Annotated in this window: 17 protein-coding genes and 1 pseudogene; 7 read left to right on the forward strand and 11 right to left on the reverse strand. The window is 65.8% G+C overall.

The window, feature by feature from the left end:
- Nucleotides 1–10 precede the first annotated feature (10 nt).
- A complete protein-coding gene (locus tag CCK87_RS01605) occupies nt 11–568 on the reverse strand; it encodes a CGNR zinc finger domain-containing protein (RefSeq protein ID WP_086459771.1) in 558 nt (185 codons plus the stop codon).
- Between the two features lie 71 nt (nt 569–639).
- On the opposite strand from CCK87_RS01605, the gene CCK87_RS01610 reads away from it, so the two are divergent.
- The 5 genes from CCK87_RS01610 (at nt 640) to msrA (ending at nt 3697) form a co-directional block, all read left to right on the forward strand.
- Nucleotides 640–1629: a DMT family transporter gene (locus CCK87_RS01610; RefSeq protein ID WP_086459772.1), complete on the forward strand. Its 990-nt coding sequence runs from the start codon at nt 640–642 to the stop codon at nt 1627–1629.
- 37 nt (nt 1630–1666) lie between these two features.
- Entirely contained in the window at nt 1667–2104 is a 438-nt protein-coding gene (locus tag CCK87_RS01615; RefSeq protein ID WP_086459773.1) for an SRPBCC domain-containing protein, read from the forward strand.
- Nucleotides 2104–2604, forward strand: coding sequence for a DNA alkylation repair protein (locus CCK87_RS01620; RefSeq protein WP_086459774.1), 501 nt, complete (start codon nt 2104–2106; stop codon nt 2602–2604). The genes CCK87_RS01615 and CCK87_RS01620 overlap by 1 nt, the downstream gene beginning before the upstream one ends.
- 89 nt (nt 2605–2693) lie before the next feature.
- Nucleotides 2694–3182 (forward strand): peptide-methionine (R)-S-oxide reductase MsrB, encoded by a 489-nt coding sequence (gene msrB, locus CCK87_RS01625; RefSeq protein ID WP_086459775.1) that lies wholly within the window; start codon nt 2694–2696, stop codon nt 3180–3182.
- On the forward strand, nt 3179–3697 hold the full coding sequence (msrA, locus tag CCK87_RS01630; RefSeq protein WP_086459776.1) for a peptide-methionine (S)-S-oxide reductase MsrA: 519 nt from the start codon (nt 3179–3181) through the stop codon (nt 3695–3697). Before msrB ends, msrA begins: the two co-directional genes overlap by 4 nt.
- A 37-nt stretch (nt 3698–3734) precedes the next feature.
- Here msrA and CCK87_RS01635 read toward each other — a convergent pair.
- From CCK87_RS01635 to pgi, 7 genes and pseudogenes are all read right to left on the reverse strand, one after another.
- Nucleotides 3735–4319, reverse strand: a pseudogene (locus tag CCK87_RS01635) (TMEM175 family protein); the annotation flags it as partial.
- Between the two features lie 112 nt (nt 4320–4431).
- Nucleotides 4432–4761 carry a hypothetical protein gene (locus CCK87_RS01640; protein WP_086459778.1) on the reverse strand — a complete coding sequence of 110 codons (330 nt, stop codon included), beginning with the start codon at nt 4759–4761 and terminating at the stop codon, nt 4432–4434.
- 165 nt (nt 4762–4926) lie between these two features.
- Nucleotides 4927–5520, reverse strand: a complete 594-nt coding sequence (locus CCK87_RS01650; protein WP_086459780.1) for a DUF1992 domain-containing protein — start codon at nt 5518–5520, stop codon at nt 4927–4929.
- 19 nt (nt 5521–5539) lie between these two features.
- Nucleotides 5540–6052: a hypothetical protein gene (locus CCK87_RS01655; RefSeq protein ID WP_086459781.1), complete on the reverse strand. Its 513-nt coding sequence runs from the start codon at nt 6050–6052 to the stop codon at nt 5540–5542.
- 5 nt (nt 6053–6057) lie between these two features.
- Complete coding sequence (locus CCK87_RS01660) at nt 6058–6546, reverse strand: glutathione peroxidase (protein ID WP_086459782.1); 489 nt, start codon at nt 6544–6546, stop codon at nt 6058–6060.
- Between the two features lie 182 nt (nt 6547–6728).
- Nucleotides 6729–7358 carry a dihydrofolate reductase family protein gene (locus tag CCK87_RS01665; protein ID WP_086459783.1) on the reverse strand — a complete coding sequence of 210 codons (630 nt, stop codon included), beginning with the start codon at nt 7356–7358 and terminating at the stop codon, nt 6729–6731.
- 19 nt (nt 7359–7377) lie between these two features.
- The gene (gene pgi, locus CCK87_RS01670) at nt 7378–9105 is read right to left on the reverse strand and encodes a glucose-6-phosphate isomerase (RefSeq protein ID WP_086459784.1); all 1728 of its coding nucleotides are present in this window, start codon (nt 9103–9105) and stop codon (nt 7378–7380) included.
- Between the two features lie 238 nt (nt 9106–9343).
- On the opposite strand from pgi, the gene CCK87_RS01675 reads away from it, so the two are divergent.
- Nucleotides 9344–9877, forward strand: coding sequence for an RNA polymerase sigma factor (locus CCK87_RS01675; protein WP_086459785.1), 534 nt, complete (start codon nt 9344–9346; stop codon nt 9875–9877).
- A gap of 22 nt (nt 9878–9899) precedes the next feature.
- Here CCK87_RS01675 and CCK87_RS01680 read toward each other — a convergent pair whose 3' ends face one another.
- Together CCK87_RS01680 and CCK87_RS01685 are read right to left on the reverse strand one after the other, a co-directional pair.
- Nucleotides 9900–10997, reverse strand: a complete 1098-nt coding sequence (locus CCK87_RS01680; protein ID WP_086459786.1) for a Gfo/Idh/MocA family oxidoreductase — start codon at nt 10995–10997, stop codon at nt 9900–9902.
- Entirely contained in the window at nt 10982–11698 is a 717-nt protein-coding gene (locus tag CCK87_RS01685; RefSeq protein ID WP_086459787.1) for a ThuA domain-containing protein, read from the reverse strand. The genes CCK87_RS01680 and CCK87_RS01685 overlap by 16 nt, the downstream gene beginning before the upstream one ends.
- Nucleotides 11699–11868: 170 nt before the next feature.
- Here CCK87_RS01685 and CCK87_RS01690 point away from each other — a divergent pair, with 170 nt between their 5' ends.
- Nucleotides 11869–12912, forward strand: coding sequence for a LacI family DNA-binding transcriptional regulator (locus CCK87_RS01690; protein WP_212638176.1), 1044 nt, complete (start codon nt 11869–11871; stop codon nt 12910–12912).
- 7 nt (nt 12913–12919) lie between these two features.
- Here the strand turns inward: CCK87_RS01690 and CCK87_RS01695 are convergent, their stop codons facing one another.
- Complete coding sequence (locus CCK87_RS01695) at nt 12920–14635, reverse strand: glycogen debranching protein (RefSeq protein WP_086459788.1); 1716 nt, start codon at nt 14633–14635, stop codon at nt 12920–12922.

Genomic DNA, 14635 nt, shown 5'->3' on the forward strand with positions numbered 1-14635 from the left:
CTGCGTGAGGCTAGGTGCTGTCGGCCGCGGCGCGCTCGCGAAACGCGATCATGTTCATGCGGTTGCCGCAGCGCACGCTGCAGAATCTCTTCGAACCATTGCGCGAGAGGTCGGCGAAGATGCCCTCGCAATCGGATGCCGCGCACGAGCGGAGCCGGGTCATCTCATCGGTGCGGATCACGTCGATGAAGGCCAGCGAGGCCTCGCTGAGGATGCGATCGGCCAGGGGTTCGTCGTCGTCGGACGCGTGCAGGTGCCAGTCGAAGGCATCGTGGCGAACGAGCTGGGGGAGCGCGCGGGTCTGCCGCAGCATCGCGTTGACTTCGACCGCGGCCGCGTCGCGTTCGAGGTTCCAGACGTGTCGGAGTTGCGTGCGGACGCGATGCACCTGCGCGAGTTCCCGCTCGTCGCGGTCGAAACGGCCCGTGTAGCCGTGCGCGTCGAGAAGCTCCGTGAGCTGCACCGGCGTGGCGATCTCGTCCGCGCCGGTCCGTGAGGCACCGGCGACCGTATTTCCGAGGGTGACGATGAAACCGAGGATGTCTTCTGTGTCAGGGGCAAAATGCAAATTGACTCCTTACTCACTGTGAGACTAGCGTCTGGATCAGAGCATCTCAACAGCCGGTGAAAGGGAATCGCATGCAACGGTCGTCAACTTCGGCGGGTCTGGTCATCGCCGTCATCGCCGCCGCCACATTCGGCACGTCCGGCGCCCTCGTGAAGCCCCTGCTCGAGGCAGGCTGGAGCCCGGCCGCCGCGGTCACCGTGCGCGCGCTGGTCGGTGCCGTGGTGCTCGCGCCCGTCACCATCCTCTTACTGCGCGGCCGCTGGTCGGCTCTGTGGCGTTCGCGGGGCCGCGTTCTCGCGATGGCGCTCATCGGCGTCGCAGGAACCCAGCTCCTCTACTTCGCTGCGATCCAACGAATCCCGGTGGGCACCGGCATCCTCATCGAGTACATGGCGCCGCTACTGCTCGTCGCCCTCGCGTGGGCGCGCACGCGCCGGATGCCGAAGGTCGTCGTTCTCGTCGGCTCGGTCGTCGCGCTCGCCGGCCTGGTGATGGTCGTGTCGCCCGGCGGAGCGGCGAGTCTCGACGTGCTCGGGCTGACGCTCGCCGTCGCCGCGATGGTGGGATGCGCCGTGTTCTACCTCGTCGCGGCGCGTCCCGACGACGGCCTTCCGCCGGTGGCGCTCGCGGCCGCCGGCCTTCTCATCGGAGGACTCGCACTCGGAGCCGTCGGCCTCACGGGGCTGGTTCCGTTCACTGCCTCGGTCGCCGACGTCGTGCTCTTCGGCAATGCGACACCCTGGTGGATTCCTCTGCTGCTGGTCGGGATCGTGTCGACAGGGGTCGCCTACGCGGCGAGTATCACGGCCACCGCAATACTCGGCTCGAGGCTCGCCTCGTTCGTGGGCCTGCTCGAAGTCGTCGCAGCCACGTTCTATGCGTGGCTTCTGCTGGGTGAGCAGCTCACTCTGCCTCAGCTGCTCGGCGGCGTGCTCATCCTGGTCGGAATCGGTTTCGTGCGCAGCGAGAAGACGGACGTGCCGATCGAGACGGCCTCACTAGCCGTGGATGAGTCGGCTGCGGCCGGTGGGTCGATGACGCCACCCGGGCGAACCGGGTAGTGTCCACTGCAGATCAGTACCGACGAGGAGTAGGTCCATGGCAGAACTCAGCATCACCCGATCATTCGCGGCGACGCCGCAAGCCGTCTTCGATGCGTGGACCGACCCCGAGAAGTTCGCGGTATGGTTCGGTACCGACGGCGTCGACGTGCCCGCCGAGACCCTGTCGATGGATGTCCGCCCCGGAGGTTCGTGGCAGGCGGTCATGAAGCTGCCCGACGACACATCGATCAGCTGGGTGGGCGAATACCTCGAGGTCGATGCCCCGAACCGCCTCGTCATGACGATCACCGACAATCCTGCGCTCGACGCCCGCGGCGTGATCACGGTCGACCTCGCGGAGGTCGGAGACGGCACCCAGATGGTCATGAAGCAGGAATCTCCCGGCTTCGACGAGGGACAGCTCGAGCAGACCGCGATCGGGTACAACGCGTTCTTCGATGTGATGGGCACCCTGGTCGCCGAGAGCGAGTAATGGAGGCGCAGCGCGCTGTCGAGGCCTGTGGGCTCATCGACGAGGCGTTGCAGTACGAGTCGTCGTGGCAGCGCGCCGAAGAGCATCGTGCGCTGCTCGGCGACGGCATCGGCTACTACGGCACGTCGGTGGGGGCGATCCGAGCCACCCTTCGCGACACGCTGCGCCGATTCGCGGTGCTCACGCACGACGAGGTCACGGCCTTGAGCTCGCTGCTCTGGGCGGTCGAGGTATACGAACGGCGACTCGCGGCGACCATCATTCTACAAACCCATCTCGACGTGCTCGTGGTGTCTGACCTCACGAGACTCGAGGGCTTCCTTCGATCGAGCGCCGTCGATGAACTCGCCCGCGTTCTCGCGCGCGACGTGATCAGTCCACTCCTCGGCGGTCTCGGAGACCGCGACCGGGTGCGCGCCGAGTCGGTTACAGCCCGGTGGGCAGAGAGCGAGGATGCCCGCCTTCGCCATGCCGCAGAGGTCGCGACGTTCGATTCCTGAGTGTTCGCCGACCGTGGAACATCCGACGAGGCCTGCCTGTTCTACCTGATAACCGCGGCAGCCAGCCGCGCACCCACAAGGAGACAACAGTGTCAGCCCAGTACGTCAAGAGCCCGGAGGCGATCGCCCGCCTCACCCGACAGCAGCGCCGAGTAACCCAAGACGACGCAACAGAGCCCGCCTTCCAGAACGAGTTCTGGGACAAGAAAGACGCCGGCCTCTACGTCGATATCGTGTCGGGGGAGCCCCTGTTCGCATCGACCGACAAGTACGACAGCCGTTCCGGCTGGCCCAGCTTCACCGTCCCGATCGATCCCGACAACATCGTGATCAAGACAGACAAGGCCTTCGGCATGGTGCGCACCGAGGTGCGTTCTGCCCAGGGAGACAGCCACCTCGGACACGTCTTCGACGACGGTCCTGTCGAGGCCGGGGGACTTCGCTACTGCATCAACTCCGCGTCGCTTCGCTTCATCGCAGAGGCAGACCTCGAGAAGGAGGGCTACGGTGATTACCGCGGCCTGTTCACCACATCCACACCCACCGCATCCACAAGCACCGAGGAGATCTCACGATGACCACGACCACTGAAACCGCCATTCTGGCCGGCGGATGCTTCTGGGGCGTCCAGGACCTGATCCGCAAGCGCCCGGGAGTCATCTCCAGCCGCACCGGATACTCCGGCGGCAACACCCCGAACGCCACCTACCGCAACCACGGCTCCCATGCCGAGGCCCTCGAGATCGTGTTCGATCCCTCGCAGATCAGCTACCGCGACCTGCTCGAGTTCTTCTTCCAGATTCACGACCCGTCGACGAAGAACCGCCAGGGAAACGACGTGGGCGAGAGCTACCGCTCGGCCATCTTCTACACCTCAGACGAGCAGAAGCAGGTCGCGCTCGACACGATCGCCGACGTCGACGCATCCGGTCTCTGGCCCGCGAAGGTCGTCACCGAGGTCGAGCCGGCGGGCGACTTCTGGGAGGCCGAGGAGGAGCACCAGGACTACCTCGAGAAGTACCCCAACGGGTACACGTGCCACTACGTGCGCCCGGGCTGGAAGCTGCCCCGCAGGGAGGAGTCGGTCGCCTAACGACTGAGTCTCGGCAAGAACCGCCGGGTTTACCGCGTCATGTTCGCGGTGAACCCGGCTTTTCTGTTCTGCGGCGGAGCGCTTTCGTCACGAACCCGTCGACGGCGAGAAGCAGAAGCGACCACGGCCCGATAGCGGGCACCAGCACGGCGAGCACCAGCGCGACGGTCAACGCGACGGATGCGACCACGCCACCGGTCAGGCGCGCCGTGCCTCGGCTCTCGGGACTCTGCAGAGACGGGGTGCGCTTGACGTGCCATTGCATCGTCAGTGCGGCCAGACAGGTGATGAGCATGTTGCCGATGTACACGCCGGTGGTGGCCGGGTCGCTGCTATCGGATGTTCCGATCAGGCCGGTCGTGAACGGCAGCAGGACGATCGACACCATCCACACCGCGTTCGCCCAGAACAGAGGCGCGTCGAATGTGACGAGGTTGCGCATGATGTCGTGATGATTGAGCCAGAATCGGCAGATCACGAAGAACCCGAGGAGCAGCAGCAGAATCTGACCGCCGCTTTCGCCGACGATCTCGCCGAGGGTGGGCGTTCCCCCGCGAGTGGCATTCTCGGCGAGGGGCAACACGAGCAAGGTCGCGGCGATCGCCACGACCGCGTCGCTGAACGTGACGAGCCGGGCGAGATCGCCGGGATTCTGGTCAGCCGCGGCGCCGCTCCCTTACGGGAGTCTTGCCGGTCGGTCGGATCACCATGACCAGCACTGTAGCGCGGGCTGGTCAGTATTCGAGTTCGAAATCCGGGTAGACGGCGCCATCACCCGAAATCGCGGTGATCGGTCGGTGCAACGACGCGATGCGCTCGCGCAGTTCGGTGACCTTGGATGAGTCGTCGAGCCCCTCGGCCGTCTGGGTTGCGGGCGTGCAGTAGATCTGCGTGGTCGGCCCCAACAGGATGTTCGACTCGTCGATCTGACCGTTCACCAGAATCGGCACGGTGATCAGGTCGGACCTGCCGACTCGTGCCAACGCCAGGGCGTAGTCGAACACAGCCGTGCAGACCTCTCGGCCGACGACCAGGGTTCCGCCCCCATAGTGAAGCTCTCTCATTTGACTACTCTCGTTCTCCCATCGCTTCGGGTGCAATGGGGTTGCACGTGCTGCTGCCCATGGCTATGGTCAGCCTAAATCGCTCGATCACAAGATGATCGACGCTCACTGTATCGAGGTTGTTGGTGGGTTCGTCGAAGATCATCAGGGCGGCGGAGGTCGAGCTCAGCGTCGTGAGCGCCGCGCACGGCGGCGCTCGCGCCATCCCATGGCTCTATAGGCGGCTTCCTCGCGTTCCCGAGCTTCCGTGTATTGCCGGTAACGCGCATCCCGCCGTTCGCGCCAACGTTGCACCTCGACGTCGACGTCGCGTGGGGACGTGACCACCGGCGGTCCGCCCTGCAGCTGCCGGCGCGCCTCGATGATGCGGGCGTTGAAGTCGTTCAGCATGCTGCGAACGGCGTCTTCCGAGGGGGCGCCATCGAGCCTCTCCTCGAGCTGAGCGTCCTCCGTGCGCAACGTCAAAGCGGGTGGACCGAGGCCGGTGAGTCGCTCGCGTTCGATCTTCTGCCTGATCCACCAATTGGGATCGTAGGCGTTCTGCAGTCCGGTCAGCGGTTTTCCGGCACCGGGAAGGTCGTCGAAGTCGCCCCGTCGCATGGCCTGCTGGATCGAGATCTCGACGATCTGCGCCCGCTGCTCCATCGTCGGCTGACCCGCGTCGCTCGTGTCGTCGCGTTCGCTCTCAGGGGTCAACTTGTCGACCTGGTAGCGAGCGACGTTCAGTCGCGAGTCACGAGGTTCCGTGGGGCCGCCCATGTATCAAGCCTACGAGTGCTCACCCGTGAGCGAGCAGTTCGAGACCCACGACCGCCGCGCCGACGGCGAACTCCGCGCCCAGCACGACGAGGCGTTGCCACCAGGCCATTTTCACCCGGCGCGCGGCGAGGAAGCCGATGGCGATCAGCGAGATGGTGAGCGCGATGGTGGATGCGCGCAGGGCCGCGTCGACGCTCCAGCGATCAAGAGCGGCGAACCCGATGAAGAGGAGAGGGAGCACAGCCGTAGCGAAGGCCCCGAAGCTCACCGCTGCCATCCGCCGGATCTCCGTGGCCGTCGGCACAGTCGCGTGCACCGCGAGATGCGAGACGACGTCGGCCACGAAGACCGCCAGCAGGGTGCCGAACACCGTGATGCTGAGGGTCGATGCCGCCTCGCCAGCGCTCAGCTCCTCAGCGGAGTGCGACTGCATCGCCAAGACGACCGCGAGGCTCGTGAAAGTGACGTAGACGCGCTCCTTCAACGCCTCCGCGCGGTGCTCCGCGGAGTCCGTCGCCGGATTTTTCCGCACTGTTGCTACTGGGTCGCGGCGGGCAGCGACTTCTCGATCACCTCGAGGATGGCGGGGTCGTCGGGCTCGGTGCGGGGGCTGAAGCGGTGCACCGCACCGTCAGGGGTCACCACGAACTTCTCGAAGTTCCAGCTGATGCGCCCGGTCTTGCCGTTGACGTCGGGCGTCTTCGTGAGCTCCTTGTAGAGCGGGTGCGCGTTGCGGCCGTTGACCCTGATCTTCTCGAAGATCGGGAACGTGACGCCCCACGTCATCGAGCAGTATTCCTGGATCGCCTCGTCGGTGGAGAGTTCTTGCAGGAACTGGTTGCTCGGGAAGCCGAGCACCGTGAAGCCCTTGTCGCCGTAAGTCTTCTGCAGCGTCTCGAGCTTCTCGTATTGCGGCGCGAGACCGCAGCGGCTCGCCACGTTGACGATCAATCTGACCCCGTCGAACGCGCCCAGCGTCGTCTCTTCGCCGGTGGTCGTGGTGATGGGAATGTCGTCGAGGTTCATACGTCGAAGTCTACGATCGGCGGGTGTGAATCACTCGGGAACCGCCGCGTCAAGTCCCACATGGCGCACGCCTCCGACGAACTACCGTTGCAGTCAGTTGGCGGCGTCGTTGCTCGGGACGAGCCTCACGTTCGATGAGGTCGCGCAGCGCCGCTGCCACGCCATTCCTTTGAGCGCGAAGCTCAGGTCATGTCGCCCGTCGCGGGCACCTCGCCCGTCGGCCGATAGCGCAGCAGGAGCGTCCCGTCCGGTGAGATCGTCGAGGACGAGGTCGGTTCTAGCCTGACGGCCGGGCCATCGGCCGGGAAGAGGCGTTTGCCGGAGCCGAGGACGATCGGGTAGACCCAGAGGTTCAACTGATCGTAGAGCGACTCCGCGATCAGGGTGCGAGCGAAGTCGACGCTGCCGATCACGTGGATCTCGCGATGGCGCTCGCGCAGCATCTCGATCTCGGATGCGATGTCGGGCCCGAGCAGGTGGGAATCGTTCCACGTCAGGGCAGGCTCCGAGCGTGAGGCGACGTACTTGGGGATCGCGTCGAACGCCGAGGCGATCTCGTTCTCGGCGCCGCCGGGGCCGTCGAGCTGCTTCGGCCAATACGCGGCGAAGATCTCGTAGGTGCGTCGGCCCAGCACAAGAGCGTCCATGCGCCGGATGCCGTCGATCACCTGATCGCCGACAGCCGGATCGTTCATCGGCGCCTGCCATCCGCCGAAGGTGAATCCGCCCGACGGGTCTTCCTCGGGGCCGCCCGGGGCCTGCATCACACCGTCGAGTGTGCTGAACAGATCGATTTCGATGCGACCGGCCATGGGCGGCTCTCCTGTTCTCCTAGTCGCGCAACTCGAGATACTTCGCGATGAGTGACTTGCTCGACGAGTCCTGGCTCTCGAGGGCCGCGGCATCGCCGGCTACCGCAGGCGTGATCTGCAGAGCGAGCTGCTTGCCGAGCTCCACCCCCCACTGATCGAACGAGTCGATTCCCCAGACCGTACCCTCGACGAAGACGATGTGCTCGTACAGCGCGATGAGCTGGCCCACCACGCTGGGGGTCAGAGCAGGAGCCAGAATCGACGTCGTCGGCTTGTTGCCCGCGAACTCCCGTGCGGGAACGACGGACTCCTTGGTGCCCTCGGCGCGCACCTCGTCGGCCGTCTTGCCGAAGGCGAGCGCCTTGGTCTGCGCGAAGAAGTTGGCCATGAACAGGGTGTGCACGTCTTGGCCAGGCTCGACGCCCGCGCCATCGCCCGTGGCGTCTTTCAGCGGATGCGCCGGGTTGGCCACCGCGATGAAATCGGCGGGGATGAGACGAGTGCCCTGGTGGATGAGCTGGTAGAACGCGTGCTGACCGTTCGTGCCGGGCTCACCCCAGAAGATCTCTCCGGTATCGCTGGTGACGGGCGAGCCGTCCCATCGCACGCTCTTGCCGTTCGACTCCATCGTGAGCTGCTGCAGGTAGGCGGCGAAGCGGTGCAGATACTGGGCATAGGGCAGAACGGCGTGGCTCTGTGCTCCGAGGAAGTTCGTGTACCAGACGTTCAGCAGACCCATCAGGACGGGCACGTTGGCTTCGAGCGGGGCGGTGCGCATGTGCTCGTCGACGGCGTGGAATCCGGCGAGGAACTCGCGCCAGTTGTCGGGCCCGATGGCGATCACGACGGAGGTGCCGATGGCGGAGTCGACCGAGTACCGGCCGCCCACCCAGTCCCAGAATCCGAAGGCGTTCTGCGGGTCGATGCCGAATGCCTCGACCTTGTCGAGGGCGGTCGAGACGGCGACGAAGTGCTTGGCGACGGCGCCCTTGCGGGCCTCGTCGGTATCGTCGAGAACGCCAGCGGCACTCAGCTCGGCCCACAGCCACTCGCGGGCGAGCCGGGCGTTGGTGAGCGTCTCGAGGGTGCCGAAGGTCTTCGACGCGACGATGAAGAGCGTGGTCTCCGGATCGAGACCCACCGTCTTCTCGTAGACATCGTTGGGGTCGATGTTCGAGACGAAGCGTGCCTCGATGCCGGCCTGCACGTAGGGCTTCAGCGCCTCGTAGACCATGACCGGACCCAGATCAGAGCCGCCGATACCGATGTTGACGACGGTCTCGATGCGCTTGCCGGTGACGCCGGTCCACTCACCGGAGCGGACCTTGTCGGCGAACGCGTAGACCTTGTCGAGGGTGGCGTGAACGTCTCCGTCGATGTCCTGCCCGTCGACGATGAAGCCCTTCGGCGGAACGAGGCCCTCTCCGTCTTTGGGGCGTCGGAGAGCCGTGTGCAGAACGGCGCGGTCTTCGGTGACGTTGATGTGTTCGCCCGCGATCATAGCCGCATAGCGACCCGAGACGTCGACGTCTTTCGCGAGCTGAAGGAGGTTGGCGAGGATCTCCTCGGTGACGAGCCCCTTCGACAGGTCGACCGTGAGGTCTGCCGCTTGAAAGGTGTAGCGCTCGGCGCGGAGGGCGTCATCGGCGAACCACGCGCGGAGATCGGGCGAGAAGCCATCGGCGATGGCAGCGAGCTTCTTCCAGGCCTCGGTGGTGGTGGGATCGACGGGAGCAGATTCGGTCAAGGGGGTCTCCAGAGTGCCGGCGGCGCGCAGCCCGCGACTCTCGCTGCGGTGCGAGGCGGGCCATCGACAAGCCTATTCCTGTGCGGACGACCTCGCGACGTCTGCTTGACGCGTCTGCATTCGACGCATACACGTCCGAATTGCGAGTCCCTCGCTTTGGGGGCATGAACGCGGCAATCCCCAGCTCACGGGTGGTCCGAACTATGCGTACACATATTGTTCGACACCTGGAGACAGCATGCTCGCCACCATCCCCACGACCCGCACACCGAATGCGGATGACGCGATGTTCCAGCAGATCGTGCACCGCCACTCGGCGATGCTCCGTTCGGTCGCACGCCGCACCCTGGGCGGCACAGCAGACGTCGACGACGTCGTGCAGGAGGCTTTTCTCGCCGCCTGGACACACGCGGAGAGTGTCGTCGACAGCGACACGATCGCCGGTTGGCTCGTGACGACCGTGCGTCGGCGCAGCTACGACCGCCTTCGCTCCGCGACGTCACGACGACGTGCCGACCTCGACGACGACATTCTCGTGCCTCTCCATGACGACCCCGCAGCGGTTGCTCATTGCCAGTCACTCGCATCCGAAGCCAGACGGATACTCGACTCGATGCCCGAGCTTCAGCGCCGATGCTGGGAGCTTCGACAACTCGATCAGCTGGGCTACGCGGCGATCGCGCTCGAGCTGACGATCCCCGTTACGACCGTGCGCGGCCTCCTTGTGCGCGCTCGCGGACGACTGGCCCGAGAGTTGGCCGACTGGCGCTGACGAATCGTATGTCGTGGTCGACCTACGCCTGCTCTGCGACCGTGCGCAACGGAACGGGTGCGGGCCGCTCGACGGTACTGGAGATCGCGATGGCCTCGTCCCGAGCGCTGGAGAGCTGGATGGCATCCATGATCTCGAGCACGTGCAGCCCGAGTCGACCCGAAGCGCGGTGAGGCAGGTCGTGCTCGATCGCTTCGGCGAGGTCGGCCAGGCCGACGCCGCGTCCCGTATCGATGTACCCCGCCGAATCGGGGAGGTGTTCCCACTCGCGGGTCTCGCTGCGCGCGAGTTCCACGGGCTCAGAGAACTGATTCGGATCGGGAACGGCGAGGGTTCCGGTCGAACCGTAGACCTCGAACAGAGGGGAGCGGGTTTTCCAGATCTCGAAACTCACGGTGATGGTCGACGAGACTCCGCCGGCGTGTTCGAGGAGGGCGGTGACGTGGGTGTCGACCGAGACGGGGATCTCAGTGCCCTCCAGCACGCCCGAACCGACCGTGCGCATCCGGTTCGAACGGCTGGTGAGACCGCTGACCCTCAGCACCGGCCCGAAGAAGTGAACGAGTGAGGTGAGGTAGTACGGACCCATGTCGAGCAGCGGCCCGCCGCCCTCCTGGTAGTAAAAGGCGGGAGCCGGATGCCAGGACTCGTGGCCGGGCGACGACCAGAAGGCCTGCGCCGCGATCGGCTCGCCGATCAGACCCGAGTCGATGGCGCGACGGGCTGTCTGGATGCCTGTGCCGAGCACAGTGTCGGGCGCGCTGCCGAATCTCAGGCCGAGTTCTTCGGCGAGGTCGAGCATGGGTGCCGCCTCCGCCGCGTTCAAACCCAGAGGCTTCTCTGCGAAGACGTGCTTGCCGGCCAGAAGGGCACGGGTACCGATCTCGACGTGGGCGGCGGGAATGGTGAGGTTCAGAACGGCATCGACCTCGGCGTCGTCGAGAAGCTCGTCGACCGTCAGCGCGCGAACGCCGTGTTGTTCGGCGACCTGTCGGGCCCTGGCCTCGTCGAGGTCGGCGACGGCCACGAGCCGAAGACTGGGAAAGCTTGGGAGATTCGCGAGATACTGCTCGCTGATCTTTCCGACGCCGATGATTCCGACGTTCAGCGGGATGCCCACAGGAGTCCCCTTTCGATGATGGTCTTGACGTTGGGGTTCTCGAGGATCTCGACCCGGTGGCCCGGCGTGGAGACGAAGATGCGCCCGGCGCCCCAGTTCCTGGTCCAGATGGCGGGTGATGTGATGGGCCGATTCCAGGGATCCCATTCCCGCACGGCCTGCGTGGTGGTCGCCAGCACGTCGTTGTAGTCGTCGTGCAGCACCCAGTACTGCTCTGTCACCAGCTCGAAGTCGCCGATGCCGTGTGTGATGGGGTGAGCTGCCGCGGCTTCGGTCATCTCGATCATGTGGGGAACGTAGTTGTCGGATTGCTCGCCCGTGCGCTCGCTCGGGTGCTTGCCGGGGTGCGAGGCGAACTGACCGCCGACCATCTGGAGGTAATCGGAGTTATTTCGGTAGGAGTCGGCGATGCCGCCGTGCCAGCCGGCGAAGCCTGCGCCCGCCTCGATCGCAGCCCTCAACCCGGTGAACTCTGCGGCTTCGATCGACGACATGGTGTTGAGCTGCACGATGAGGTCGACGGTGGGCAGGTATGCGTTGTCGGCGTAGATGGCCGGCGACTCCTCGACGCGCACGTCGTAGCCGTTCGCGGCCAGGAAGGGCAGAAACAGCTCTGTGGCCTCGACCGGCTGATGTCCGTCCCACCCTCCGCGCACCACGAGCGCTCTCTTCGCCGGAGCGGTCTGTTGTGTGTCAGTCATCATCGTCCTTGAGGTGCTGGGTCGCGCGTGGTGAAGCGAGCAGATGTTGCGCAAACTAGGTTCGTGCTCGCGTCGTTCGACGTCTAGTCTGACTCAGACCGCTGCGCCGGACAAGCCCTAAGTACCGAGTTTGTCGGCAAAAACTTGCGCAACTTATGTAGAGTCGACGCATGCCAACTCCGATCGACCCGCCGCGGTCGCCGACTCTCGCGCAGATCGCCGCGCTCGCGGGCATCAGCGTGCCCACCGTGTCGAAAGTGCTGAACGGGGGAACCGACGTGTCGGAGTCGACGCGCCGCCGCGTGATGGCGTCCGCTCAGGAGCTGGGATACCGGCGCAAGACGCGAGCGCGCCTCGGCGACGAGGGCCGAATCGCAGTTCCGCTCATCGACGTCGTTGTGAAGCACGTCGAAGGGAGCTGGATCAGCCGGGTGCTGGAAGGTGTCGAGGCTGCTGCCGCGGCCGACGGAATCGACGTCGTCCTCACCGTCGCCCGTTCCGACGACCACTGGATGCGTCGCCTGCTCAGAAGGCCGTCGCTGGGAGCGATCATCGTTCTCGTCGACACGACCGCGGCTCAGCTGAACATGCTGACGACCGCGAACATCCCCGTCGTGGTCATCGACCCGATCACCCGGCCCCCGGCAGACGTCGCCAGCATCGGGGCGACGAACTGGGACGGCGGGCGCCTGGCCGCGGAGCACCTGCTCGAGCTGGGGCATACACGGATCGGAGTCGTCGGCGGCAGGCGCTCCGAGCTGTCGAGCAGCGCGCGAATTGACGGCTTCGTCACGGCGCTCAGGGAGCAGGGGGTCACTGTTCCCGCGGAGTGGCTCGCCTACGGCGACTGGGATCGTGAGCAGGCGCACCGGATGGCGTCAGCCATGCTCTCGTCGGGCGCGGCCAGACCATCGGCGATCTTCGCGTGCTCCGACTTCATGGCGCTGGGCGTCTACGACGCCGCCCGCGATGCGTCCCTGTCGATCCCCGAACGCTTGAGCGTCGTCGGTTTCGACGACATCCAGGAGTCAGGCTGGGCGACGCCGCCGATGACGACCGTGCAACAGCCGATCGTCGAGATGGGCGCGGCCGCATACCGGATGCTCCGCGAAGCCGACCGCACCACGTCACCTCGGACGCCCGGCGGCTCGGCCATCCGGATGGAGCTGGAGACCCGACTGATCACGCGCCTCTCGACCGGGCGACCCGGTTAGAGCGTGCTCAGCCGCCGAATCCACGCTGTTCGGCTTCGCGGGCGAAGGTAAGGTAGCAGCTCGCCGTCCAGGTGTAGGCGCGGTCGCGCAGCCCTTCGCCCGTCAGAGCATCGAAGTTCTCGGCGAAGCCCGAGCGCTCGCAGAGGCGGCGGAAGCGTTCGCTGATCGCATCGGCGAGGTCGGTCTCGCCCGCCCGACGCAGTCCGTCTTCGATGATCGCCGTCGAGGGCGCCCAGATGGGCCCGCGCCAATAGCCGTCTGACTCGTACTCGTCGCTGTCGACCAGTTGAGTGGCGGGGCCGAATTCGGTGACGTGTTCAGAGATGCGCGCCGACAGTGTCTCGATGATGCCCTCGGGCAGGTGGGGGGCCGCGACGATGGGAAGCTTGTTGAGCAGCGAGCTCGTCTTGCTCTCGCGACCGTTCAGAGGGGCCTTCGCGACGAAGGCGTCGCCGTTCCACAGATCGAGGAGTGCGCTCCGCACGGCCTTCGCCTCGTCGTTCCAGGATGCCGCTTCGCCGGCCAGGTCCAATTCGGCCGCGAGCTCTGAGAGCACTTCGAGCTGCACCAGGAAGAAGGCGGCGAGATCGGGTGCCTCGATCACGCGGTCGTGATCGAAGGTCGTCGAATTGTCCCATCCGCTGTCGTTTCCGTGTTGGTAGTGCGGAAGCACGTGCCCTTCGACTCGTCTGCGCTCGAGCCAGAATCGCGTCCAGCGCACGAGCGAGTCGTAGACGTCGGCCACCGCCTGCCGCTCGAGGGGAGCCTCGAGTGTGGCGCGGAGCTTGCGGAAGGCCCAGCCGTGGATGGGCGGTTTCACGAAGTTGTAGAGCACCTCGGAGTGGGTGACCGAGTCGGGAAGGGCTCCGCTCGCATCCTGAAAATCGAAGACGATCTGGAACTGGTCGAGGGCTTCGCGGGGCAGGCCCGGTGCGAGCGCCAGAGCGTTGAAGCAGTGATCCCAGCTCCAGACCTTGTCCATCCAGTGCTTGGACATGAAGATCGACTCTCTTTCGAGAAAGCCGCTCGGTGAGACGGTCGCCGACCACAGCACGTAGCAGGCCGCTGCGACGCCTGGCGTGTGCTCGCTGCGCCAGGAGGCGATGCGCTCGACGTAGTCGTCGAACTCTCGAGCCACGAGCGCCGCGGCCTCGTCGAACGCCTGCGCCGCCCGATAGGGAGCGCGAGCAGCATCGAACTCCTCGATGGCGACCTCCCACTCGCTACCGGTCGTGTCGACAGAACGCTCGCCGGCGCCCAGCGCCTCCGATCCTGTAATCGCGAGGGAGCCAGAAACGGCGGTGATGCGATAGCGCCGCCCCGTCTCGTACGAGGTGAAGACGGCCGATCCGTCGATCGGGTCGGTGAAGAGGTAGGTGCCGCTGAACGGTGTCAACTCGGGCGTCGCATCCGCGATTCTCAGTTGCGCCGACCGCCCGCGCAGCCGAAGCACGCTGTCGCTCTCGAAGACAGCCTCGATCTCGCCCTCGGGTGTCGACCAACGCAGTGTCGTGGGCGTCGCATCCACGACCGCGTCGACGGCAACGCCGTTCTGCAGCGGCTCGAACACGAAGATGGCGTGCATGCCGGTCTTGTGTGAGACCAGGTGCAGCTTCTCGCGCACGGTGTGCAGCGCGACCACCGGGGAGATGTCGAGCCATGATCCTCTGCGGCTGAAAGGGATCTCGCGGATGTCGAACGGTGTTGCCGAGGGCGCTGTCAC

It is taken from the genome of Agreia sp. VKM Ac-1783 (genome assembly GCF_900177765.1).
GTDB lineage: Bacteria > Actinomycetota > Actinomycetes > Actinomycetales > Microbacteriaceae > Agreia.